Annotated in this window: 23 protein-coding genes; 10 read left to right on the top strand and 13 right to left on the bottom strand. The window is 59.7% G+C overall.

The window, feature by feature from the left end; translation table 11 throughout:
* The first annotated feature begins 11 nt into the window (after positions 1 to 11).
* A complete protein-coding gene (locus BMZ63_RS02540) occupies positions 12 to 3,761 on the top strand; it encodes a DUF1631 family protein (protein ID WP_091701250.1) in 3,750 nt (1,249 codons plus the stop codon).
* 6 nt (positions 3,762 to 3,767) lie between these two features.
* Here BMZ63_RS02540 and BMZ63_RS02545 read toward each other — a convergent pair whose 3' ends face one another.
* From BMZ63_RS02545 to BMZ63_RS02555, 3 genes are all read right to left on the bottom strand, one after another.
* Positions 3,768 to 4,625, bottom strand: coding sequence for a pirin family protein (locus BMZ63_RS02545; protein WP_091701817.1), 858 nt, complete (start codon positions 4,623 to 4,625; stop codon positions 3,768 to 3,770).
* Positions 4,626 to 4,760: 135 nt separating this feature from the next.
* A complete protein-coding gene (speD, locus tag BMZ63_RS02550) occupies positions 4,761 to 5,558 on the bottom strand; it encodes an adenosylmethionine decarboxylase (RefSeq protein WP_091701253.1) in 798 nt (265 codons plus the stop codon).
* A gap of 114 nt (positions 5,559 to 5,672) precedes the next feature.
* Entirely contained in the window at positions 5,673 to 6,095 is a 423-nt protein-coding gene (locus tag BMZ63_RS02555) for an OsmC family protein (RefSeq protein WP_091701255.1), read from the bottom strand.
* Between the two features lie 262 nt (positions 6,096 to 6,357).
* Between BMZ63_RS02555 and crp the strand changes: the two genes are divergently transcribed.
* Positions 6,358 to 6,999 (top strand): cAMP-activated global transcriptional regulator CRP, encoded by a 642-nt coding sequence (crp, locus tag BMZ63_RS02560; RefSeq protein WP_091701257.1) that lies wholly within the window; start codon positions 6,358 to 6,360, stop codon positions 6,997 to 6,999.
* A gap of 99 nt (positions 7,000 to 7,098) precedes the next feature.
* On the opposite strand, the gene BMZ63_RS02565 is transcribed toward crp, so the two are convergent.
* Positions 7,099 to 7,836 (bottom strand): glutathione S-transferase family protein, encoded by a 738-nt coding sequence (locus tag BMZ63_RS02565; RefSeq protein ID WP_091701260.1) that lies wholly within the window; start codon positions 7,834 to 7,836, stop codon positions 7,099 to 7,101.
* A gap of 132 nt (positions 7,837 to 7,968) precedes the next feature.
* On the opposite strand from BMZ63_RS02565, the gene BMZ63_RS02570 reads away from it, so the two are divergent.
* On the top strand, positions 7,969 to 8,586 hold the full coding sequence (locus tag BMZ63_RS02570; protein ID WP_091701262.1) for a glutathione S-transferase family protein: 618 nt from the start codon (positions 7,969 to 7,971) through the stop codon (positions 8,584 to 8,586).
* A 22-nt stretch (positions 8,587 to 8,608) separates the two neighbouring features.
* A complete protein-coding gene (locus BMZ63_RS02575) occupies positions 8,609 to 9,214 on the top strand; it encodes a DUF4202 domain-containing protein (protein ID WP_091701265.1) in 606 nt (201 codons plus the stop codon).
* A gap of 28 nt (positions 9,215 to 9,242) precedes the next feature.
* Here BMZ63_RS02575 and trpC read toward each other — a convergent pair whose 3' ends face one another.
* The 3 genes from trpC to BMZ63_RS02590 form a co-directional block, all read right to left on the bottom strand.
* On the bottom strand, positions 9,243 to 10,064 hold the full coding sequence (gene trpC / locus BMZ63_RS02580; RefSeq protein WP_091701821.1) for an indole-3-glycerol phosphate synthase TrpC: 822 nt from the start codon (positions 10,062 to 10,064) through the stop codon (positions 9,243 to 9,245).
* Positions 10,065 to 10,247: 183 nt separating this feature from the next.
* Positions 10,248 to 11,276 (bottom strand): anthranilate phosphoribosyltransferase, encoded by a 1,029-nt coding sequence (gene trpD / locus BMZ63_RS02585; protein ID WP_091701268.1) that lies wholly within the window; start codon positions 11,274 to 11,276, stop codon positions 10,248 to 10,250.
* Between the two features lie 13 nt (positions 11,277 to 11,289).
* Positions 11,290 to 11,868: an aminodeoxychorismate/anthranilate synthase component II gene (locus tag BMZ63_RS02590; RefSeq protein ID WP_091701271.1), complete on the bottom strand. Its 579-nt coding sequence runs from the start codon at positions 11,866 to 11,868 to the stop codon at positions 11,290 to 11,292.
* Between the two features lie 235 nt (positions 11,869 to 12,103).
* Between BMZ63_RS02590 and BMZ63_RS02595 the strand changes: the two genes are divergently transcribed.
* A complete protein-coding gene (locus tag BMZ63_RS02595) occupies positions 12,104 to 12,355 on the top strand; it encodes a TIGR03643 family protein (protein WP_091701274.1) in 252 nt (83 codons plus the stop codon).
* Between the two features lie 197 nt (positions 12,356 to 12,552).
* Positions 12,553 to 13,545, top strand: a complete 993-nt coding sequence (rluF, locus tag BMZ63_RS02600) for a 23S rRNA pseudouridine(2604) synthase RluF (RefSeq protein WP_091701277.1) — start codon at positions 12,553 to 12,555, stop codon at positions 13,543 to 13,545.
* On the opposite strand, the gene rlmE is transcribed toward rluF, so the two are convergent.
* Entirely contained in the window at positions 13,542 to 14,162 is a 621-nt protein-coding gene (gene rlmE, locus BMZ63_RS02605) for a 23S rRNA (uridine(2552)-2'-O)-methyltransferase RlmE (protein ID WP_091701279.1), read from the bottom strand. The two genes, rluF and rlmE, sit on opposite strands and share 4 nt — an antisense overlap.
* A 192-nt stretch (positions 14,163 to 14,354) precedes the next feature.
* Here rlmE and BMZ63_RS02610 point away from each other — a divergent pair, with 192 nt between their 5' ends.
* Together BMZ63_RS02610 and BMZ63_RS02615 are read left to right on the top strand one after the other, a co-directional pair.
* On the top strand, positions 14,355 to 15,101 hold the full coding sequence (locus BMZ63_RS02610) for an RNA methyltransferase (RefSeq protein ID WP_091701282.1): 747 nt from the start codon (positions 14,355 to 14,357) through the stop codon (positions 15,099 to 15,101).
* Between the two features lie 107 nt (positions 15,102 to 15,208).
* Complete coding sequence (locus tag BMZ63_RS02615; protein ID WP_091701284.1) at positions 15,209 to 16,276, top strand: hypothetical protein; 1,068 nt, start codon at positions 15,209 to 15,211, stop codon at positions 16,274 to 16,276.
* 7 nt (positions 16,277 to 16,283) lie between these two features.
* Here the strand turns inward: BMZ63_RS02615 and BMZ63_RS02620 are convergent, their stop codons facing one another.
* Entirely contained in the window at positions 16,284 to 16,973 is a 690-nt protein-coding gene (locus BMZ63_RS02620) for a phosphoglycolate phosphatase (protein WP_091701287.1), read from the bottom strand.
* Positions 16,970 to 17,656 (bottom strand): ribulose-phosphate 3-epimerase, encoded by a 687-nt coding sequence (rpe, locus tag BMZ63_RS02625; protein WP_091701290.1) that lies wholly within the window; start codon positions 17,654 to 17,656, stop codon positions 16,970 to 16,972. Before rpe ends, BMZ63_RS02620 begins: the two co-directional genes overlap by 4 nt.
* Positions 17,657 to 17,753: 97 nt before the next feature.
* On the opposite strand from rpe, the gene BMZ63_RS02630 reads away from it, so the two are divergent.
* Positions 17,754 to 18,731 (top strand): DUF3530 family protein, encoded by a 978-nt coding sequence (locus BMZ63_RS02630; protein ID WP_091701293.1) that lies wholly within the window; start codon positions 17,754 to 17,756, stop codon positions 18,729 to 18,731.
* 2 nt (positions 18,732 to 18,733) lie between these two features.
* Here the strand turns inward: BMZ63_RS02630 and BMZ63_RS02635 are convergent, their stop codons facing one another.
* The 3 genes from BMZ63_RS02635 to BMZ63_RS02645 are packed head-to-tail and all read right to left on the bottom strand — an operon-like array spanning position 18,734 to position 21,230.
* Complete coding sequence (locus BMZ63_RS02635) at positions 18,734 to 19,489, bottom strand: DnaJ domain-containing protein (RefSeq protein WP_091701296.1); 756 nt, start codon at positions 19,487 to 19,489, stop codon at positions 18,734 to 18,736.
* On the bottom strand, positions 19,486 to 20,178 hold the full coding sequence (murU, locus tag BMZ63_RS02640) for an N-acetylmuramate alpha-1-phosphate uridylyltransferase MurU (RefSeq protein WP_091701298.1): 693 nt from the start codon (positions 20,176 to 20,178) through the stop codon (positions 19,486 to 19,488). The genes BMZ63_RS02635 and murU overlap by 4 nt, the downstream gene beginning before the upstream one ends.
* Complete coding sequence (locus BMZ63_RS02645) at positions 20,175 to 21,230, bottom strand: aminoglycoside phosphotransferase family protein (RefSeq protein ID WP_091701301.1); 1,056 nt, start codon at positions 21,228 to 21,230, stop codon at positions 20,175 to 20,177. The genes murU and BMZ63_RS02645 overlap by 4 nt, the downstream gene beginning before the upstream one ends.
* Positions 21,231 to 21,503: 273 nt before the next feature.
* On the opposite strand from BMZ63_RS02645, the gene BMZ63_RS02650 reads away from it, so the two are divergent.
* On the top strand, positions 21,504 to 23,864 hold the full coding sequence (locus BMZ63_RS02650; RefSeq protein ID WP_177187022.1) for an LPS-assembly protein LptD: 2,361 nt from the start codon (positions 21,504 to 21,506) through the stop codon (positions 23,862 to 23,864).
* Positions 23,865 to 23,900: the final 36 nt, after the last annotated feature.

Genomic DNA, 23,900 nt, shown 5'->3' on the forward strand with positions numbered 1-23,900 from the left:
GGCAGGACACGATGGACCCGAAAGAGCGTCGTAGCAGTACGCGGCAGCCGATAAAGCTCGCTGCCCGGATCGAAACCGATGACGGGCTCAGCCTGCCGTGCCGTATTGCGGATTTTTGCGCCGAAGGGTTGTTCATTCGCTACTCCAGCGACACCTCGGTGAAGCTAGACCGGGCCTTCGTGGGTGGCATGCCGGAGGAACTGGTGGTGCGCTTTCGCAGCGCTGATGGCAAACGCAGCCACGAACTCTACGCCAAACCGGTCCGGCGCATTGACGGCGCCATGGGCGTTCAACTGACCCGCCCCAATCCCCAGGCGCTGGACGCCATGTTGCAGTGGTGTGGTGGCCAGGTCAGCCAGAGGCCCTCCAGTCTGAAAGCGCCCAGTGAGCAGGTGCAGTTTGTTTTGCGCCAGTCTTCGCGGGCGATTATCCGGTTCGTTGAGCCGCTGATGGCCAAGTGCTGCGCCCGCACGGTGGAAGCTCTGCGGGAGTCTGCCCTGCAGGCTGGCAGCAACCAGCTGGCAAATGAATATATGGATGGTTCGGGCCTGATCAAAAGCCGCCAGAAAGTGATCTGGAGAACGATGGCCAGTTACCTGGAGGCCCCGCTCAAGCCCGAACAAAAAGGCGTGGCGCCCAGCAGTCTGTCGGTCGTGGACAAAAACGAATTTGAAGACTGGCTGGCGGTCCGGGTCATGGTCACCCGGGCGGATACCCGGTTCCGGGGCGAACTGTTGCCGTTGAAATTGCGCCTGGATGAACTGGCTATTGCCAACCGCACCGGACACCATAATCCTCTGGGGCCGGCGCTCGTGTGTGAGGCATTTCATCAGGCCCTGGCCCCGTTGCGGGTTTCCCGGGAAGTGGAAAAGGTCTGCCTGAAGGTCTTCGAAGACACCGTCATTAATGAACTGGAACCGCTGTATCAGGAACTCAACAGTATTCTGGTTCGCCAGGGAGTTCTGCCGGATCTGGACCTGTCCCGTTACCTTAGCGATCAGGTAAGGAGCGCAGAAAAGCCAGCGCCGCCGGCCAAAGCCACGGAAGCTCCTCCAGTTGAGCCGGAGCCTTCCAGCCCGGCGCCTCAAGCGTCGCCGGCCAGGGCCAATCAGCGGGCCGGTACCGATTTCCGGGGCTATGCCCGGGCCGCGCAAACGGCCTTTTCCACGGTGCGCAACCTGCTGGGTACCTTGCAGGCCAGTCGTCAGGCGCAGGGTGAAAACGATGTCAGCCCGCTACCCGCCAACGCCCGGCCGGTTTCCCCGAGCGAATTACAGGCACAGCTTCAGCAACTGCAAACGATTACCCCTTCGGCCAGTGCCTCGCCGGAATCCCTGCGGGAACGGGTATTGGGCAAGATCCGTGAGCAACAGAACCTGCGCCTGGACGACGAGCAGCAGGAAACCCTGGATGTGGTCGACCGCTTTTTCAAAAGCGTGGTGGAAAGTCCGAAGTTGGGTGAATTCGGCCAGAGCCGGCTGCGCCAGCTGGAAGTGCCGGTATTGAAAGTGGTGATGCACAATCCGGCCTTCTTTGAAGACAAGGACAGCCCGGTGCGGGCGGTGATGAACCGTCTGGCGCAACTGGGCGTGAAAGGCGGACGCCTGAACCCGGTGGTGCAGCGCCGGGTGGACGAACTGGTGCAGCGGATTGCCACCGAATTCGAGCAGGATACCGGTATTTTCGAGCAGACGGTGACCGAACTGGATACTCTGATTGACCGTCAGAACCTGGTGTACCGCCGCAATGTGGAACGAGTGACCGCCGCTGCCGAGGGTGCCCAGAAAGTGGCGGACTCGAAAGCCGCCGTGGCCGAGGCCCTGGACAGTCGTCTGGCGGGGAAAATGGTGCCGAAAGCGATTATCAGCCTGCTGGACAGTGGCTGGCGGGACCTGATGTCGCTCACCTGGATCCGTCAGGGGCCAGACAGCCAGCTCTGGCAGCACTACCTGGCGGTGATCGATTCGTTGCTGGCTTTCGGTGAAGACCCCGACAGTGGCGTCAACCTGCCGGAATTGTTGCGTTTGATCCAGGATGGCCTGGCCTCCATTTCCAGTAACCACCTGCCGTCGTCCCAGATCCGCGAGGAACTCAAGCGCTTTCTCGTGCGCCAGCCCGACAGTGCCCCGGAAATGGTTCAGGTGCCGGCGGCCAGGCCCGACACAGGACAGGATCCGGTTACTGAACGCTTTTCGGATGACCCGGACCAGCGCAGTCTGCAACGCTGGATGAACCGTGCCCGGCAGTTGCGCACCGGGGATTGGCTGCGTGACCAGACACGCCCGGACGAACCCCAGTATGTCCGGCTGGTGTGGGTAGCGCGCAGCTTCAGCCGCTTTGTCTTTGTCAATCACCAGGGCATGCGCGTGGTGGAACTGGAGTTACCCGAGCTGGCCCGGCAGATGCGCAAGGGCATTATTGTGCCGGATACTCAGTACGACCGCCCACTGGTGGATGAAAGCATCGACCGCATGGTGCGCAGTGTGTATGACCAGCTGTCCTGGGTGTCTACCCACGATGAGCTGACTGGCCTGCTTAACCGCCGTGAATTCGAACGCATGGTGGAGCAGCAACTGGTGCACCATGAGGACAACCGGACCCTGCTGCACCTGGATTTGCGGGGGTTCCGGCTGCTCAGTGACACCGCCGGTTACCAGGCGGCGGATCAGGCGCTCAAGCGGGTGGCTGACATTCTGAAGGGCCATACCGCCGATGGCATGCCGGTCGCCCGGCTGGCAGACACCGAATTCGGAATGCTGGTACCTTCCGAGCACGATGAATTACAGGCCCGGCAGTTGCTGCAAGCGCTGGAAGCGGAGAAATTCACTTTCAACGGGCGGGATTACCAACTGTCCGCCAACATCGGCCTGGTGCCCGAATTACCGGCTCTGGTGAGTGCCGACCGCTGGCTGCGGGCCTCGGAACGCGCCCTGTACAACGCCCGCAAGCAGGGGCCGGGGAAGGTCTCCCCGTACGCTCCGGACAGCGACGACCAGGGCCGCCAGGAGCAGATTGCGGCCCGGGTGGCCGGCCTGAATGACCCGAACAACGAGAGCATGTTGCTGCGTTGCCAGAAGATCATTCCTCTGCACTCACAGGCCAGGTTGCCAACCCAGTACGAAATCCTGATCAGCATGTACGACGACAGCGGCGGCATGATCACTGGCCAGGACTTTATCAATATGGCCGAGCGTTACGACCGTATGCAGGTGGTGGACCGCTGGGTGGTGGGACACATGCTGGATTGGCTGCGGGAAAAAGCACCGGATGCCGGGCAGGTGGCCGGCGTTTGTATCAACCTGTCCGGTCATTCGCTGAATGACCAGGGCCTGCTGGAGTTCGTGTACGAAAAACTCAGCCAGAAAGACGCGCCCATCGAGCGCCTCTGGTTCGAGGTTACCGAAGCCTCGGCCATTCAGGATGTGCAGGCGGTGGCCGAATTCATGGCCGAGATGCAGGAACTGGGTTGCCGGTTTTGTCTGGCCAACTTCGGTAGTGGGCCAGGCTCGTTCGAGTTCATGCGGGAGTTGCCGGTCGATATGATTAAAATCGACAGTGCCTTTACCGCCGGGGTGGACAGCAGCGAAACCGACCGGGCCATGGTGAAATCCATGGTGGACATGGCCCACTACATGAACCGTGAAGTGATTGCCGCGAAGGTGGAATCCCGGACCGTGCTGGACACGCTAAAGCAACTGGGCGTGGATTACGCCCAGGGCTTTCTGATTGAAAAACCGAAGTCGCTGGACAGCTTGGTGTGACTCGGCTCAGCCGGTCAGCCGACCCTCACGGAAATCCTGCAGGGTCTGCTCGATTTCCTCCCGGGTGTTCATAACGAACGGGCCGTATTGGGCGATGGGCTCGCCGATGGGCTTGCCGGCAATCAGCAAAAGCCGGGCCCCGCCGGCACCCGCCCGAAGATGCACCCGGTCACCCTCGGCCAGCACGCTGGCAGCAGAAACCTGCAACGGCAACCGCTCTTCACCGGTCAGCAATTCGGCCTGACCCTCATACAGGTACACCAGGGCGTTGAGCCGGGCCGGTACCGGTAGTGACAATTCCGCTTCTGGTTCAAGGTGTAGATCGGCGTACACCGGCTGGGTGGAGCCACCGGTGACTGCGCCGCTCATACCTACACCGTCGGTAGCCAGTTCACCGGCAATCAGTTTCACGGTCGCGCCGGGTGGGTTGAACACGGGAATGTCTTCGGGCTGGATATCCCGGTAGCCGGCGGGCTTCATCTTCTCGACGGCAGGCAAATTCAGCCAGAGCTGGAAACCCCGCATGGTGCCGGATTCCTGCTGGGGCATTTCCGAGTGCACAATGCCCCGGCCGGCGGTCATCCACTGCACGCCGCCATTACGCAGGTTGCCCCGGTTACCCAGGTGATCCTCGTGCAGCATGTGCCCCTCAATCATATAGGTAATCGTTTCAAAGCCCCGGTGCGGGTGGGCCGGAAAGCCGGCAAGATAGTCCTGGGGCTGGTCTGAGCCGAATTCGTCCAGCATCAGGAACGGGTCCATGCGCACGCTCTGGCGTTGCCCCAGGGAGCGCTTGATACTGACACCGGCGCCGTCGGATGTGGCAAGGGCGGGAATTGTCTGTTTCAGGGCGCGCAAGCTCATGATGCTCTCCTCTCGAATGGTATGAGCTTTATTAAACCGGTGCGAGAGGCAGGATGAAAACGCAGAATTCTGGCGGGTGTGTTCAAAAAAACTGAAGAAAGAAAAACGGCAGCCCGGAGGCTGCCGCATCATCGATTATTCCACGTTGCGGGAGTAGAAGATTTCCAGCATTTCCCGGCGCAGCCTGTTTTCGATGGACTCGGCTTCCACCGGATCCAGGTCCTCGGCGTTCACACCGAACACGTAGTTGTCCAGATTGAAGTCCTTGAGCATCATTTTGGTGTGGAACAGGTTCTCCTGGTACACGTTCACATCAATCATCTGGTACGCCGCCTGGGTATCCTCGGACAGGTAGTTCTGAATCGAATTGATGTCGTGGTCGATGTAGTGCTTGGTGCCGTCCACGTCACGGGTGAAGCCGCGTACACGGTAATCCACGGTGACCACATCCGAATCAAAGCTGTGAATCAGGTAGTTCAGCACCTTCAGCGGCGAGATAAGGCCACAGGTGGACACGTCGATATCCGCCCGGAACGTACTCACGCCATCGTGGGGGTGGCTTTCCGGGTAGGTGTGTACGGTCACGTGGCTCTTGTCGAGGTGCGCCACGATGGTGTCGGGCAGCGGGCCGGGCGATTCCTCGTTGTTGGCTTCATCGCCGGTCAACTCGTGCTCGGCAATGAGCATGGTGACTGACGCGCCATGGGGCTCGTAGTCCTGGCGGGCGATGTTGAGGATGTTGGCGCCGATAATTTTTACCACATCGCTGAGGATCTGGGTCAGGCGCTCGGCGTTGTACATCTCATCAATGTAATCAATATAGGCCGCCCGTTGTTCTTCGGTCTGCGCGTAACAGATATCGTAGATGTTGAAACTCAGGGACTTGGTCAGGTTGTTGAACCCGTGCAGCTGCAGTTTGCTTTCTGTGGTCATTGTTCACCTATTGCGCAGACCGGTATTGAAAGGGCGTATTATGCACAGCACCCAGGCTAGTGAATAGGTTTTACAAACGCTTTTCACTGTCCGCAATTTCCGGGACGGATGGGGTTAATCGGCGTCCCGGATTTCATAGCTGTGGGTAATCTCAACGCCGGCGTTTTCCAGCATGATGGAGGCCGAGCAGTACTTCTCGGCGGACAGGCTGACCGCCCGCTGAACCTGCTTTTCTTTCAGGTTGTGGCCGGTCACCACGAAGTGAAGGTGAATCCTGGTGAACACCGAAGGCACAGCGTCCGCCCGTTCGGCCTCCAGTTCGGTGTGACACGCCGTCACATCCTGCCTGCCCTTCTTCAGGATGTTCATGACATCGAACGAGGAGCAGCCACCCAGCCCCATTAACAGCATTTCCATCGGACGGGGCCCCAGATTTTCGCCCCCATGGTCGGGCGGGCCGTCCATCTGGATGCTGTGGCCGGTGCCGCTGGTGGCCTTGAAACTGGCATTGCCGGTCCAGTCGATGGTTGCTTTCATGGTGTTGGTGCTCCCGATTTTTGAATCGCCAATTAGGGGAAAAGTCTGGCGGATGCTAGCACAGACAGGCGCTCTGAACAGCTGCCTGAACGCGCTGGAAGCCCTGTCGTAGCAGGCTACATTAGAAATGCTGCGAGTTGCCGAACCTTAACCTTCTTGTTATAAGAAGTAGCAGTATCGTTAATCCGTATTGTCTGCAGGGAAATAGCAACAATAACAACGACCACTTACCGGCAGATTCCCAGGAGGCTCGCCCCGTACCATGGCTACCATCGTTAAGCCTGTTGAGCAGAAAAACCAACACCTAGATTACTTCCTTTCCCAGTGTCATCGCCGGCACTATCCCGCCAAAAGCACGATCATCTACGCTGGCGACAAGAGCGATTCGCTGTTCTACATCATCAAGGGGTCGGTCACGGTTATCATCGAAGACGATGAGGGCCGGGAAATGATCATGGCCTACCTGAACGCCGGCGCTTTTTTCGGTGAAATGGGCCTGTTTGATAACATGGATTCGCGCAGTGCCTGGGTGCGGGCAAAAACCGAGTGCGAAGTGGCGGAGATCAGCTACACCAAGTTTCGGGAAATCGCCAAGGAAGATCCGCGCGTGCTTTACTTCATTGGCGAACAGATGGCTTCGCGCCTGCGCCAGACGACCCGCAAGGTGGGCGACCTGGCATTCCTGGACGTCACCGGCCGCGTGGCCCGCACCCTGCTGGACCTGAGCAAGGAACCGGACGCCATGACCCATCCCGACGGCATGCAGATCAAGATCACCCGCCAGGAAATCGGCCGCATTGTCGGTTGTTCCCGGGAAATGGTGGGGCGGGTGCTGAAAACCCTCGAAGACCAGGGGTTGGTGCGCGTAAAAGGCAAAACCATGGTCGTCCACGGCACCCGCTGAGCGTGAGAATATCGATAGCCACGTTGCAGCGGCTCGATTTGGCGCCACCAAACCTTCGCCACTGCGCCTTGCTCTCAGGGCTCTCAGTGCAGGGGTCGACTAACGGTTTTCGCGGTACATTCGGGCCACTGGTTCCACGGTGGCTTGCCAGTCTTTCAGCCAGGCTTGAACGGGCCGGGGCACCTTGTGGGGTTTGGGCCAGGGCACCGGGTACTGGGGCGGCATGAATAAAGGCGCCAGCAGGGCGCCGGCGGTTATATCCGCGCGGGTGAAGTGCTCTCCGGCCAGGAACGGCTGTTTTCGGTACACCTCTGCCAGCTCCGTTAACAGGCTCTCGAGGGTTTCCTGGGCCTGATCCGCAGTTTTCTGGTTGATCTTCATCGCCTCGCGCATAATCTCGTCCACCCGGCTGAAGGCCAGGCTGAGCAGGATGCGGTTGTAGAAAGGCGTGCCGGCCGTCAGCATGGGCACCACGACTTTCGGGCGCTGAAGGAAGTAATGGTAGATCCAGGTGCGGATTGCCGGCCCGGCTTCCTCATCCAGCCTTTTCTCCCAGGCCAGTGCCTGCGCCTTCTGTTGAGAGTCTGCCGGTGCCAGCGGGTTGTCGGGGAAGGTCTCATCCAGGTAATCAAGAATCCGTGAAGAGCCCTGGACAATCTCGCCGTCATGATCAAGCACCGGTACTGACGACTCGTCCCGGGTCAGGGACAGGATGGTTTTTCGGTGTTGCCCGGGCAGCAGGTTCACCGGCTGGTAGTTGATGCCCTTGTAATCCAGCGCCCAGCGCACTTTCTCGGAATAATGGGAAATGCAGAATTGATAGAGTTTGATGCTCATTGGCGCCTCCGGAAACCTGAATGGGCCAAGGGTAACCCTTCTTGCCGGAAACGGCGAGATACCTTGACGTAATCGGCCTTTGCGGTCAGTCTCAAAAACCTGTGACTGTGATTTTATGGAGCCAATAACAAGATGAAAATCTACGAAACCAGCACTGCCCCCAACCCCCGACGTGTGCGCATGTTCATGGCCGAAAAAGGTCTGCTGGACAAGGCCCGGTTTGAACAGGTCGACATTGTAAAGGGCGAAAATCTGACCCCTGAATTTACCGCCCGCAACCCGATGAAAAAAGTGCCGGTGCTGGAGCTGGACGACGGCACCTGCATCTCCGAGACGCTGGCCATTTGCAGGTATTTCGAGGAGGCCTACCCGGATACCCCGCACCTGTTGGGTGACACCCCGCTGGAAAAGGCACAGATTGAACAGTGGCTGCGCTGGATCGAATTCTATCTGATGCAGCCCACCACCATGTGCTTTCAGCATGGCACCGGCTATTTCAGGGACCGCATGAAGCCGATCAAGGAATGGGGGGACGAATGCGGCACCCAGGTGCAGGATTTCATGATGTTTCTTGATGAGCATCTGGCCGACCGGGATTACATTTGCTGTGGCCGTTTCACGGCCGCCGACATTTCTGCCTTCGTGACGATTGCCTTTGCCCGCGTGGTGAAGATTCGTATTGCCCCGGAACAGGAGCATTTGCAGGCCTGGTATGACCGTATCAGTGCCCGGCCCTCCGCTTCGGTTTGAATGCATTCAGGGATAAGGAACCATGACTGACAGCGACAAGCTGAGTTGCGCCATCGAGGCCATTGACCAGGCCAACCTTCAGGACCCCAATCAGGAACAGGTTGGCCACCAGACCCTGCCCAAGGAATACGCCTACAGCCAGCACATGACCCGCTGGCTGTTCGAGCTGGAGCCTGAACCCAGCGAGCGAATGCAGATTGCCTGCAGGGCCCAGCACATCGAGCGCTGGACCCTGCCGCGCTCGGATTACGGGGAAGGGAAAAAGAACTACTACCAGTGGCGCCAGGCTTGCGGTCGCATGCATGGGCGCCGGGCAGCGGAAATCATGGCGGACTGTGGTTACCCCGTCGAAGAGTGCGAACGGGTGGAGACCATTCTCACCAAACGCAAGCTGCGGGAAGACGAGGACACCCAGTTACTTGAAGATGTGGCCTGTATGGTGTTCCTGGAGCGCTATTTCAGCCAGTTCTTCGACGACAACCCGGATTATGACCGGGAAAAATGGGTACACATCGTGCGCCGTACCTGGGGGAAAATGACTCCGCGCGGGCACAAAGCGGCCCTGGCGCTGGCCGGCGAGCTGCCCGAGCACCTCCAGCAGGTGATGCAGGAGGCGCTGGCGGAATAGGCCGGCTGATGCTGGCGGGAAGCGGCGCTTAACCGGCGGGGAAAAACAACTCCCGCAGTTTCTCGCCGGGCTCCGGCGCCCGCATGAAGGATTCGCCCACCAAAAAGCCGTAAATGCCCCGGCTGGTCATGGCCTGAACGTCGTCGCGGGCCATGATGCCGCTTTCGGTGATGGTCAGGCGCTCTTTGCTGATTCGCTCGTGCAGCGCAAAGGTGGTGTCCAGCGAGACCTCGAAGGTATGCAGGTCCCGGTTGTTGATACCCACCAGCGGCGTGCCCAGGGTGAGGGCGTCGTCCATTTCCTCGCCGTTGTGCACTTCCACCAGCACATCCAGCCCGATTTCGTGGGCGATGCCCTCCAGTTCCTGCATCTGGTGCCTGCTCAGGCAGGCGGCAATCAGCAGGATGCAGTCCGCGCCCATGGCCCGGCTTTCGTACACCTGGTACGGCGCCACCATGAAGTCCTTGCGAATCACCGGCAGACTGCAGGCGGCGCGGGCCGCTTTCAGGTAGTCCTCGTGGCCCTGGAAGAAATCATGATCGGTCAGTACCGACAAACATGCCGCGCCGCCACGCTCGTAGCTTTCGGCGATCTGTTCCGGAATGAACGGGTCCCGAATGATGCCCTTGCTGGGGGAGGCCTTCTTGATCTCGGCAATGACCGCTGGGGTCTGCTGTTCAATGCGCGCCCGCAAGGCATTGGCGAATCCCCGCGCCGGTGGCTGGTCGCCTGCCATGGCTTTAAAGTCCGCCTCGGAAACCTTCGGCTTACGCTCTTCGATTTCTTCCCACTTCCGTTCCACGATTTTGCGCAGGATGGTGGGAGTTTTATCCAGATGTCGTTCGGTCATATCAGGCTCGTAAAATTGGGTGCAGGAGCCGATGGTGAGGTGCTTTCCAAAACACGCCCACAAGTACGTCCCTGTAGGGCTTGACTGCAGCCATCCATGGCTGCAGACAGTTTTGGAAAGCACCTCACCACCGGCTCCATCCAGCTTTGTTGATAGGCCGGCTACAAAGTCAGCAAACCGGCATCAAAAACACTGCGAAAAATCAGCCAGCTCGGACATCTTGCCGGCAGCCAGTCCAGAGCCCATGGCATCCAGCGCCATGTCCACGCCTTCTTTGGCGGTATCGGCCAGACCGGCCACGTAGATTGCCGCGCCGGCATTCAGGGCAATCATGTCACGGGCCTTTTCAGTGGTTTCATCGTGGGTACGACCAAAGGCCGCCTTGATCAGTGCCAGTGACTCTTCGGAGGAATCCACCGTCAGCCCCACCAGCGACTGGCTCTTCACGCCCAGATCCTCCGGGGTGATGTCATATTCGGTGATCTCGCCATCTTTCAGCTCTGCCACATGAGTAGCCGAGGCCAGACTGATTTCATCCAGCCCGTCTTTCGAGCAAACCACCATGATGTGCTCGGCGCCCAGGCGATACATGACTTCCGCCATGGGGCGGCACAGTTCTTTGGTGAACACACCGATCAGCTGGCGTTTCACGCCGGCCGGGTTGGTCATGGGGCCGAGGATGTTGAAAATGGTGCGGCAGCCCAGCTCCTTGCGCGGGCCGATGGCGTGCTTCATGGCGCCGTGGTGGGCCGGGGCGAACATGAAGCCCACGCCGATTTCTTCCACGCAGCGGGCCACTTCCTCCGGTTTCATGTCCAGGTTGATGCCGGCTTTCTCGATCAGGTCGGCGCTGCCGCTCTTGGAGGACACGCCCCGGTTGCCGTGCTTGGCGACAAAACCGCCGGCGGCCGCCACCACAAAGGCCGAAGCCGAAGACACGTTGAACAGATTGGCGCCGTCGCCACCGGTGCCGACAATGTCCACCAGCGGGTCGGCGTTGACGGTGACGCCTGTCACCAGCTCTCGCATCACCTCGGTGGCGCCGGTGATCTCGTCAATGGTTTCACTTTTCAGGCGCAGGCCCATCAGAAACGCGCCAATCTGGGCGTCGGTGGCTTCACCATTCATCACGATGCGCATCACGTCTTTCATTTCCTCCCGGGAGAGGTCCAGATTGGAGGCGATGCGGTTCAGTGCTTGTTTCATGTCCATCTATTGTGGCCCCTCAGGTTGTCAGAAAGTTGCGCAGCAAGTCGTGGCCCTGCTCGGTCATGATCGATTCCGGGTGGAATTGTACCCCTTCAATGGGCAGCGTTTTGTGGCGTACGCCCATGACCTCATCCACCGAGCCGTCCGCGTGTTGGGTCCAGGCTGTGATCTCCAGGCAATCCGGCAGGCTGGCCTTGTCGATTACCAGGCTGTTGTAACGGGTGGCGTTCAACGGATTGTTCAGCCCCCGGAACACCCCGGTGCTGGCGTGCAACATGGGCGAGACCTTGCCGTGCATCATCGCCTCGGCGCGCACCACCTGCCCGCCAAACACCTGCCCAATGGCCTGGTGGCCCAGGCAAATGCCCAGGATCGGCAGCTTGCCGGAAAAATGGCGAATGGCTGCCATCGAAATGCCCGCCTCATTTGGCGTGCACGGCCCGGGCGAAATGACCAGCCGTTCCGGGCGCAACGCCTCCATGGCTTCAACCGTGATCTCGTCGTTGCGGACCACCCGCACCTCGCCACCCAGCTCGGTCAGGTACTGCACCACGTTGAAGGTGAAGGAATCGAAGTTGTCGATCATCAGAATCATGACGGCATTACTGGTTCATTGTGTTGCTGAAGATGCTCGCCATGGGACTCACCGTGTTGCCTGATTTACTGTTGCCGGGTCGCAAGAGAATAAGAGAAGGATTATTGCAGCCAGCCGGCCCCGGTACAATATCGGGTTGCCGGGGTGGAAATTGAGCAGGGGCCATTCGGCCTCATGAATCCATTTGGCAGCGGTGGCGTAAATAGCCGGGCAAACGAGCCGAATGAGGAAAATAATGCAACTGACGGAAGCGGAAGAGTCCCGCCTTATTGAAATGGCCTGGGAAGACCGGACGCCGTTTGAGGCAATTGAGGCTCAATTTGGCCTAAAAGAGAAAGAGGTCATTCGTTTTATGCGCCGTCGCCTGAAACGGGGCAGTTTTAACCTTTGGCGGGCAAGGGTGTCCGGGCGTTCAACCAAGCACCTGGGGTTACGCGACCCCCGGGTGAACAGAGGGTATTGCCCCACGCAATACAAACACCGGTGATAGCGAAAACGCCAGTATTGAACTGCCGAGGGGGTATCCTTGGTACTGGCCGGGCAGGCTTTAACAATCCGCTGCACGGTGTTAACCATAGAGCAGAAGGCGCGAATACCCTAAGATAGGCGGGCGACGGCTGCGAGCCTGGTGCCGTTCTGGCCGCAGTCTGATTTTAACTCAATCCTCAAGATAAGCCGTTACCTATGCCGAATGCCTCGTCGACCCGTCTCAATAAATACATCAGCAGCAGCGGCATGTGCTCTCGCCGGGAAGCGGACCGTTATATTGAACAGGGTAATGTGTCTTTGAATGGCAGGCCTGCTGTGGTGGGCGACCTTGTCATGCCCGGGGATACGGTGAAGGTCAACGGGCAACTCGTTGAGCCGCCAGAGGCTGACGACTTTGTGTTCATTGCACTGAATAAACCCGTGGGTATCGTCAGCACGACGGACACCAGTGAGCCCAATAACATCCAGCGCTTTGTGGGCCACGGTACCCGAATCTTTCCCATTGGTCGCCTGGATAAAGATTCCCAGGGCCTGATCTTTTTGACCAGTAACGGCGACCTGGTGAATAAGATCCTGCGCGCGGGCAATGACCATGAAAAAGAATATCTGGTGGAAGTGGATAAGCCCATTACCAAGGGCTTTATTCAGGGCATGGCCAACGGGGTGCCGATTCTGGGCACCATGACCAAGAAGTGTAAGGTGCAACAGGAGTCCGCCAGGGTCTTCAGAATTACCCTGGTGCAAGGTTTGAACCGCCAGATTCGCCGCATGTGCGAACACTTCGGTTACGATGTGGTCAAACTCGAACGTGTTCGCATCATGAATGTGAATCTCAAGGGCCTGGCCGTGGGCGAATGGCGCGATCTCACTCAAAAAGAGCTGAACGGTATTATGGACGCCATTAAAGACTCAACGTCTGAGGCGCCTGCCGGGCAGAAAACCACGCAGAAACGGTCCGGTAAAAAGCCCGGTCAGAAACGTGGTGGCCCGCCCAAAGCCAAAAAAGCCGGCGCTAACCCCAAGGGCCGGCAACAGCCAGGGAAGCCGTCGGGCAAACCGGCGAAACCCGGCAAGGGCGGAAATAAAAACCGGCCGGGCGGCAAGCCTGGCGGTAAACTTGTTGATAAGAACACGGGGCCAAAGTCAAAACGGCCACGCAAGCCAAGCGTCAAGAAGGCGCGCGGCTAGCCCTTGAAGCCTTTGGCCACCACGTAGACTTCGCGGGAGCGGGCGCGTGACGCATCAGGTTTGCGAATCAGCACCTTGTTGAACGACGTGCGCACGTCTTTCAGGTACTCGTCGTAGCCTACCCCCTGAAACACCTTGGCGACAAAACAGCCACCGGGTTTCAGGACCTGGCGGGCCATATCCAGAGCCAGCTCCACCAGATACATGGAAGCTGCCTGGTCGGCCACATTGATACCGCTGATGTTGGGAGCCATGTCCGATACCACCAGATCCACCGGGGCGTTATCCAGGGTGGCCATGATGTCGTCAAAGACGTCGTCTTCGGTGAAGTCGCCCTGGATGAAGTCCACACCCGCAATGGAATCCATGGGCAGGATATCGGACGCGATCACCCGGCCTTTGGCGCCGACAATGTTCGCCAATACCTGCGACCAGCCGCCCGGCGCACTGCCAAGGTCCATGGTCACCATGCCGGGTCGGACCAGCTTGTCCTTCTCAATCAGTTCAAGCAGTTTGTAGCTGGCGCGGGAGCGATAGCCATCGGCTTGCGCGCGTTTCACATATACATCGTTGACGTGCTCATCAAGCCATTGCTGGCTGCTTTTGGATCTGGCCATGTCATTGCTCTAAGTCGAACCTGAATGATGCGCGGATTATACCTGCTCAGGCAGAGGGCTGTAACACCGGGAAATCCCGATCCATGCTAGTATTCGCCTGCTTTGCAGGCACTGTGGCCATTCTGGCCTGATTTGGGCGGGTGAGTGGCACAGCAGTGGTAGATGCGATTTTGGTTGGTTGAGTAACGCACGATGAAACTGGATGACATAAAAAAGCTGCACAAGAAGAAAGGCCGCAAAGACCTGGGCTGCTTTTTGGTGGAAGGTGAGCACCTGATCCTGGAGCTGGAAAAGGCGGCCAAAGCCGTTCCCGCATTCCGGCAGGCGAAAGTTTATGTCAGTGAAAGCTATGGCGACGTGGCGACATCGCTGGAACAGGTGCGTATTACCGACAGGCAAATGCAAAAAATCGCCGATACGCAGACCCCACAGGGCATTGTGGCGGTGGTGCCGTTTCGTACCGCTGAGCAGCAATCTGCGCCTTGTGCCAATGCGGGTGAAACAACCCGGGGAAAAACCATTTATTTATACGAAGTCCAGGACCCGGGCAATCTGGGGACCATTCTGCGAACCCTGGCCTGGTTCGGGGGATTTCGCTGCGTATTAAGCCCCAACAGTGTGGACCCGTACAATCCCAAGGTTGTGCGTGCCAGCATGGGGGCGATTTTCCACTTGCCCATTGAGCTGGATGTCAGCCTCGATGAGCTGAAAACTCGATTTGATCACTTCGCGTGCCTGGATATCGAAGGCGCACCGCTTTCCAGTGAAGGGTTTACCAGAGAGCAGTGCTTTATCTTTGGCAATGAAGCGCGCGGCGTCCCCCATGACGAACTGGCCGGGCTGGATGTCACCGCGTACTCGATTCCAGGCGCCGGTGTTCTGGAATCGCTCAATTTGGCCACGGCCGTGAATATGTGTGCGTACGAACTGAATCGCTAGCTTCGAGGCCCTGACGCGTCTGCCCGCAACGCTTCTCATGGCTGTGCCCAGCCTCTACACTCAAGGATCTTCTTTGTTCCCGGCATTAAAGCCGGGCGGGTAAGACTGTGAAAAAGTTTCTCTTCATCGGTGCTTTGGCTCTGGTGATCGCGCTGGTGGCGACGGTCCGCTCCCACCCCATGCCTATCGAGGAAAGGCTGGTTCGCATTCAGGCCGAAGACTCCCTGGGCGAATTGCCCGGCATCGAAAACGAACCGCTGGAGCTCCAGGCAGCCCTGCTGGACATGACGGACGACGAGTTGCTGTTTCTCAAGGCCCGCGCGGCCTATCTGCGTTATCCGGATATGACGCGAGCGCTTTTCCCCCTGTACGGTCCAGAGGAAGAGTTTCAGGACGTTCTCCGGCTTTATGGTGAACATGTCCTGCCGCCCATCCATTACTTTCTGGCCAACCCGATCGGTTCTATCGAACTGATGAACAACCTGGCTGACCGCTACCAGTCGCTGAAGGCGTATTTTGGTGATGGCGAAAACCCCGATGCCACTGAAAGCCCCGAGGCTGCCGGGAATGCCCCGTTAAGGCCAGTGGAGCGGGGTTGGTACGCCATCGGCTTCATTCAGCACGAAGGGCATGATTTTCTGGGCCAGTTCGTCGTTGATGATCAGGGAGAGGTCAAGTGGATCATGACCGAGCGGGTGCTGGAGAACCTCAATCAGTTTTTTGCCAGTGGTATCCGTAACCTGGAGATTCGTCAGCGCACCGGGGAAGAGATCTCCGCCGGTGACATCGGTTGGGCATCGCTGGATGTGCTGGTCGGCGCCAGTACCCTGAAGGTTTTGCGGTTGGGACGTGCTATTGGTGTGTCCTCAAAGGGTGCGGCCCGAAGCACTCGCTCGGCGGCGCTTGCCACACGACTGGTGAACGGCGGGCGAATGATGCTCAAGTCCGCCCGTTACGCCAGGTGGCCCGCTGTGGTGGGTGTGGGCTATCTGATGGTTACCAATCCCGGCCTGATCAGTGACCTTTTCGCCGAAGTGGCAGAAGTGCTGGGCTACCCGGCCTGGGCGGTGCAGGTTGTTGGGTGGTTCTTGCTGCTGTTGCCCGCTCTGTATATTGGCAGTTGGCTGTATCGGGCGGTCGCTCGATTGACGGGGTGGTTGACGCCGGGCCAGTAAAGTGTGCTTACAAAAGCTCCACCAGCGAATCCACCACCGCATCCGCCCCCAGGCTGTCGATGGCAGCGCCTGAGTTGTAGCCATAGCGCACCGCCACGCAGGGAATGCCGGCAGCCAGCGCTGCATTCACATCGTTGTCGGAGTCACCGATCATGACCGTGGTGCCCACGGTGCCGTGAAGCTCTTTCATGGCATGCAGCACAGGTGCCGGTTCGGGCTTTTTCTCGGGCAGTGCGTCGCCGCCAAGGGTCAGCTCGAAATAATCAGCCAATCCGGTTTGCTCCAGCAGTGGGGCGACGAACTGCTGGGGTTTGTTGGTGACCACGCCCATGCGGCAACCACAGCTTCTCAGGTGGTCCAGACATTCCTTGATGCCGGGGTAGACGCGGGCGTACTTGCCGTTGGTGTGCCGGTAGTGTTTGAAGAAGATCTCCAGGGCGCTGTCGATCAGCTCGTCGTCTTCCGGGCGAGGCGGTTGCCAGTCCCGCTTGCCGGCCAGGGCCCGGCGGATCAGGACCTTCGCACCGTTGCCCACCCAGGGGCGAACTTTTTCCAGACCGGCCGGCGCGCGGCCAAGCTCCCGCAGGGTAAGATCCACCGCCTCGGCCAGGTCTGGCGCGCTGTCTACCAGGGTGCCGTCCAGATCAAACAGGGCAACCCCCGGCCAGCGGGGGTTGAACAGGCCTTTCAGGCTCATTCGCCCCGGGCCTTGCGGGCTGCGTCCAGTTCGGCGCGCATGGCGTCGATGGTGGTTTTGTAGTCCGGGGTTTTGAAGATGGCGGAGCCGGCCACGAAGGTGTCGGCGCCGGCTTCGGCGATCTCGCGGATGTTGTCGGTGTTCACGCCGCCATCGATCTCAAGGCGAATGTTGTGGCCGCTTTCGTCGATTTTCCGACGGGCTTCTCGCAGCTTGTCGAGGGTGCCCGGGATGAACTTCTGGCCGCCAAAGCCGGGGTTAACCGACATCAGCAAGACCATGTCCAGCTTGTCCATCACGTAATCCATGTAGCTCAGCGGCGTGGCCGGGTTGAACACCAGGCCGGCCTTGCAGCCACCATCGCGGATCAGCTGCAGGGAGCGGTCGATGTGGTTGCTGGCTTCGGGATGAAAGGTAATGTAACTGGCGCCGGCGTCGATAAACATACGAATGAGGTCGTCCACCGGGGAAACCATCAGGTGTACATCAATGGGGGCGGTTACGCCGTGCTTGCGCAGGGCTTCGCACACCATGGGGCCGATGGTCAGGTTGGGCACATAATGATTGTCCATCACATCGAAGTGGACCACGTCGGCGCCGGCGGCCAGTACGTTGTCAACTTCTTCGCCCAGGCGGGCAAAATCGGCGGAGAGAATGGATGGGGCAATCAGGTATGGGTTCATCGGGGCTCTCTAGGTTGGTTCTCGATGGATTCAGTCAGTCGGTTGGTTCTAAGGTGATAGTCTATCAGCTTGCCGTCCAATTTCGCAGCGCGGGGTAATGGCTTTGATCGGAAAACGGAAGAGTTCGTGGCTGGTGTTCGGCCTGTTGTGGATCTGGAGCTGTGGTGCCCTGGCTCAGGAGCAGGGCGCGGAGCAAGCACCCGCGGATGAGCAGGCGAATGAGGAAAAGCAGGCATCGGCGCAGACTAAAGATCGCCCCGTGCTGCATTCCGGTTTGGGGGAATGGGGGCTGGCCCGTCAGTACCCGGAGCAGGCGGTCTGGCTGGATCTGGAGGATGACAGCCGGGCGCTGGCTCTGTTCAGTCCGGAGCTGGAAACGCCGGCCAGGGCCGCGGTGATTGTGCTGGCGGACGAGGGGCAGACGGCCGACCAGGGGGTGACCGGGGCGTTGCGCCGGACTTTGCCGGAGGCGGGGATGGCGACCATGACCCTGGGCTTGAGGGCGCCGCCGGAGGATCTTCGCCGCAGTCGCCTGGCCCGGGACGTGCCCCGACCGGGTAATGAAGAGGATTCGGAGACTGGCAATGCCGAAACTGGCAACCCGGCGAATCGGGATGGCAGTTCGGTCATGATTGATGTGGCGTCGGATGAGGAACTGGAGAAAATCTTCGACAACTACGCCAGGAATGTGAGGTCCCTGCTGGATGCGGCGTTCTCTGAACTTGAAGAGCGGGGCTATCAGACCTTTCTGGTGGTGAGCGTGGGATGGTCGGCTGATTATGTGGCCGAGTGGGCGGCCGGCAGGGATCAGCTGGAAGGCGCTGTCTGGCTGGCACCGGCATTCTCTCCAGCGCGTTTGGAGGCCATGGCGGAATTGCTGGCCGCAGAGCGTAACTGGTGGTTGCTGGACTTGCACGGCAGTGGGGCTGATACGGGCCGGCAGGGCCGTGAGCGCGGGGCCCGTTTCAAGCGGGAGGGCGTGTCGAATTACCGGCGCCAGGCATTGCCTCTGGCCAGCCCGCCCCGGCGGGAAGATGCCGCCGGTGTGGTGAGCCGGTTACGTGGACAGTTCTAGCATTAACGGCTGGCCAGGCGATGGCGTTTTTTGATCAGTTCCCACGCCACCTGGTAATTCAATAGCTGGTCCTTGGCCATGGCCCGCTCGGATGGCGTCAGCTTCTGTTGTGCCAGCTTGTCCGGATGGCAGGCAGAGACTTTCTTGCGGTACTGACGCTTGATTTCTTCCAGGCTGTCCCGGCGGGTCACGCCCAGTACAAGGCAGGCCTGCTCATAGGTGGCGGGTTTTGCCCGGGCGGCCTGGCCCTGGGCCCAGACCTTGCTGGCGTAATGCTCGAAAATCTCATCCGCGATTGCCACCGGCAGGCCCAGGCGAATCAGGCTGTCCTCGCAGCGATAGCGCCGTGGTTTGGCCGGCTGGCCCAGTACCTGGGCGCCATGGCACAGGCAAATGGCTGTGCTGACGGCAGCCCTGGTGCGCAGCGGTGTCTGAGCGCGCAGCCAAAGGCCTCGGTACAGGGGCAGGTTCCCGGTGCCCTTGCCCTTCTGGAAGTGTTGAATTGCCCGCTTGCGCTGGCGGGTTGAAAGACCCAGGGCTGTCATCAAATCCTGTGCGTAGGCGATATCGGTTTCGGTAACCCGCCCGCTGCCTTTGGCAATAAAACCGAGAAAGAAGAACAGCAGATGCCGGTAAGGGCCTGGTAAGCCGTCCTGTTTCACCAGTTCCCCGGCCTGGTTGCCGACACTGGCCAGACGCTTTAATTGGCCGGCAAGCAGGTTGTCCAGCTTTGGGGGAAGGCTGGGACTATCGCTCATGAATGGCCTTCCTGTCTGCGCAGCATTTCGTCCAGTTGTGCCAGACGCTCCGGCGTCCCAATATCCATCCATTGGCCGCGATGGTGTAGCCCGTGCACCTGACCCCGGTCGATGGCCTGTCGCAGCACCGGGCCGAGTTTGCCGGCGCTGTCGTCCAGCCCATTGAACAGCGCCCGGTGCAGCAGGCTGATGCCTGTGAAGGTCAGAAGATTGCCGCCCTGATTGGCCAGGCGGCCGTCGGAGTCCAGATGAAAATCGCCGTCCGGGTTGTGGTCCGGATTGTCGGTAACCACGACGACTGCCCGGCAGCCCGGATTAGTCGGTGGGCGCAATTTGGTGAAGGGGAAGTCAGTCCAGATATCACCGTTGATCACCACAAACCATTCCGATTGCCCGTCGGCCAGCAATGGCAGGGCCCGCACAATGCCGCCGGCGGTTTCCAGCGGTTCGCCCTCGTCGGAATAGCGAATGGACACGCCGAACGGCTCGCCGGAGCCGAGCTTGCGTTCAATCTGCCCGCCCAGCCAGGCGTGGTTGATCACCAGATCGGTGAAGCCGGAGGCCTTCAGGCGCTCAATGTGGTGCACGATCAGTGGTTTGCCGCCGGCTTCCAGCAGCGGCTTGGGGGTGTGCAGGGTCAGAGGGCGCATGCGCTCGCCCTTGCCGGCGGCGAGTATCATCGCTTTCACTGGGCACGACACTCCTGATTCCGTTCCGGTTCCGGCAACGGGCCGATGCTGGCCTCGATGCGGGGAATTACTACATCACACAGCCATTCGTGGAAATGGCGGAAAGCCGGCTGGCGGGCGCTGGCATCGCGCAGGTAGCTGACGGTCCGGGGAATGTCCGCCAGGAAGCTTTCCTTGCCATCGCGAATGGCCAGGCGGGCAAAAATGCCGGCGGCTTTCAGGTGGCGTTGCATGCCCATCAGCTCGAACCATTGCTCGAAGGTGGCGCTGTCGGCCCGGTGCAGGCCGGCGGCCAGGGTTTGCTGGCGATAGTATTCCAGCCATTGCTGAATGCGTGCTTGCGGCCAGCGAACATAGCAGTCTTTGAGCAGGGAAACGGCGTCGTAGGTGACCGGGCCGCGCACCGCGTCCTGGAAATCAATCACGCCAGGGTAGGGTTGGCCGTCACGGATCAGCAGGTTGCGGGAGTGGTAATCCCGGTGCACGGTCACCACCGGCTGCGCCAGTGCACTTTCCTTCAGCAGAGCGAACGCCGTGTCCAGCAGGGCGCGCTCCTGATTGTCCAGCGCCAGACCCAGGTGTTTTTCCAGCAGCCACTCCGGGAACAGTGCCATTTCCCGGTCCAGCAGAGCGTCATCGTAGGCCGGCAGGGGGTAATTGTCCGGTTCCGGCAGCCCGGCTATGCGGGCCAGTTCCTCCAGTGCCGGCTTGTAGAGTGCATCGGCGGACGATTCATTCAATGCCGCTAGCATCAGCTGGTCACCCAGGTCCTCAAGCAGCAGGAAGCCCTGTTGCAAATCTTCCGCTTCAATGGCCGGAACGCCAATGCCGTGCCGGTGCCAGTGCCCGGCAATGGCCAGAAACGGCCGGCAGTCCTCGTGCTCCGGCGGGGCATCCATCACGATCAGCGGTTTTGGCTCGCCCCCGGTTTGCTGCCAGACCCGGAAATAACGGCGAAAGCTGGCATCGCCCGAGACCGGTTCAGGCGTGGATTCTGCCAGGCCGGGAAAGTGCCGGACCCATTGAGTCAACAAGTGCAGGCGGGTATCCATGAGGCGCGCGCTTCCTGAGTTGGTATGGCTGGTAGCCGGTAATTCGTTGGAGGTTACCGAGAATAGCAGGCCAGTATAAAGAGCGTAAAACGGATTTGCAGCGGTGTTTCCGTTAACAAGCCGGTGGGGCGCGTGTAAACTAGGCACACGTTTAAACCCCTATTATTCACCCGGAACAGGAACCTTGCCACCGTGCCCAGCCGCAATCGTTGTCTGACAGGAGTCAGGGCCCGCTTTACCCGCAGCCTGCTGGTAACCGGGCTGGCAGCCGGGCTGGTACCGGCCGGTCATTCACATGCCGAGACTGTGGCCGGGAGAGTGCAGAGTTCAGGCCCCAGCGCAGCCGAGCTGGACTGGCGCCCGCGCAGCGAGTTGCCGGAAGAGGTGCGCGAGCGGGTGCCGGTGTTCTGCAGCGGAGGGTATTTGCCATCGAATGTGGACGCCACGCCGGCCGGAGTGGCCGATAAAAACGGAGAGATGCCACTGCAGGCCAGCTCCCGCGATGCCCGCTATCAGATTGACTCGGAGCTGTATCTGCAGGGGGATGTGGAGCTGCGTCAGGGCGGTTTCCAGGCCACGGGTAGTGAGGCCCGCTATAACCAGCAAACGGGCGAAGTGAATCTGCGGGGGCCGATGGTCAGTCGGGGGCAGGATTTTCTGCTGACTGGTGAGGATGCCCTGTATTCGGTCGACAGTGGCCGGTTTGATGTGAATACCGCGACCTTCCTGTTCCATGAAGCCGAGCTGCGGGGAACGGCCTCCTCGCTTTCACGCATCGGCGAAGACCAGGTGGTGATCACCAATGGCATGTTGACCAGCTGCGGTCCGCAACAGAATGACTGGGCGGTGGTGGCCTCCGACATCGAACTCGACCGAGCCGAGGGTTTTGGCTCCGCCAAACACGTGCGCCTGGAAGTGCTGGACACACCGGTGTTTTACTGGCCCTACCTGACCTTCCCCATTGATGACCGCCGCAAGAGTGGTTTCCTGTACCCCCAGTTTGGTTCGTCCAACGCCGGTGGCGGGGCGTTTCTGGCCACGCCTTATTATCTGAACCTGGCGCCCCATTACGATGCCACCCTGACGCCCCAATACATCCACGGCCGGGGGGTGTTTTCGGAAGTGGAGGGCCGGTACCTGAGTGAGTTGGGCCAATCGGTCCTGCAACTTGGCTACATCAATAATGACTCGGCGTATGAAGAAGAATTCCCGGGCGAAGATGGCGAGCGCTGGGCGCTGGACTTCACCACCCGTGCCGGTTTTGGCGGAGGCTGGAATGGCTACGTGGATTACGCCGCGGTGTCGGATGAAGATTACCTGAGCGATTTGAACCGGACACTGGAAATCAATTCCGCGACCCATCTGCGCCGGCGCGGCGGGGTGCGCTATTCCGCTTCGAACCAGTATTTCGAGGCCTACCTGAACGGCTACCAGACCCTCGATGAAGATGTGCTGGATATCAACAAGCCCTATGACCAGCTTCCGGAAATCATATACGGCGGCTCGCTCGATGCAGGCCCTTTTGAGGCATTGCTTGAAAGCCAGTACACCTGGTTTGACCGGGATAACGAAGAGCTGAGTGGCCTGGAGAAGGCCACCGGCCAGCGCGTGCGTGCCATCCCGGAAGTGGCACTGCCCATGCGTGCGCTCTGGGGTTACAGCCGGCCGTCGGTCAGTCTGGATTACACCCGCTACGAGCTCGATGATTATGAATACAACCAGCGTGATGGCAGCTTCGACCGTACCGTGCCGGTGTTCGAGTGGGATAACGGGCTTTACTTTGATCGCCGGGGCGAGTTGTTTGACGTACCCTACAACCAGACGCTGGAGCCTCGCCTGTACTACGCCTGGGCCGATGCCGACGACCAGGGCCACATTCCGGATTTTGACGCCGGCCTGCGCAGCTTCCGTTTTGACCAGCTGTTCCAGCGTAACCGTTTTTCCGGTGGCGATAGGGTGGGGGACACCAATCAGCTGACCGTTGCCCTCACCAGCCGTTTCAACGACCTGCTGACCGGCGCCGAGCGGGCTCGGGTCAGTATTGGTCAGGTGCATTACTTTGATGACTGGGATGTCACTTTGAACGGCAACTGTGGCATGGCAGATTGTTCCGACACGGAGTCACCGCTGGCCGGTGAGCTGGTGCTCAACCCGCTGGAGAATCTGGAAATCCGCTCTTCCGGCCTGTGGGATCATGAAAACCAGGAAACCCTTGAAGGCCGCAGCCAGCTGATTTTCCACTCAGAGGACTACCGTTACCTGGCCACCCTCGGCCATACCTACAATCGTGGTGACGGTCTGGTGAGTACCGATGATGAGCTGGAACAAACCGACATTGGCACGGTCTTCCCCATTACCGACCGGGTCAGCGCCATTGGCCGGTGGGTGTACGATTCCGTTGATGACCGTACCGCTGGTAGTCTGGCGGGCATTGAATACAACAACTGTTGCTGGAGCGTGCAGGTGGTGCACCAGAATTATCTGACCAGCGATGAAGAGCTGGACAGCCGGATACTGTTCCGGGTGGAACTCAAGGGCCTGGGAGGCAGTGGCGGAGCCACCGAAGACCTGTCGGACGCCATCTACGGCTATGATGAACGCGAACGCCGCCGTTTCGGCACCCCGCGCCAGTAATACACATCAGGATTTGCGCGCCCCTGACGGGCGATT

This window comes from Marinobacter persicus, assembly GCF_900114155.1.
GTDB lineage: Bacteria > Pseudomonadota > Gammaproteobacteria > Pseudomonadales > Oleiphilaceae > Marinobacter > Marinobacter persicus.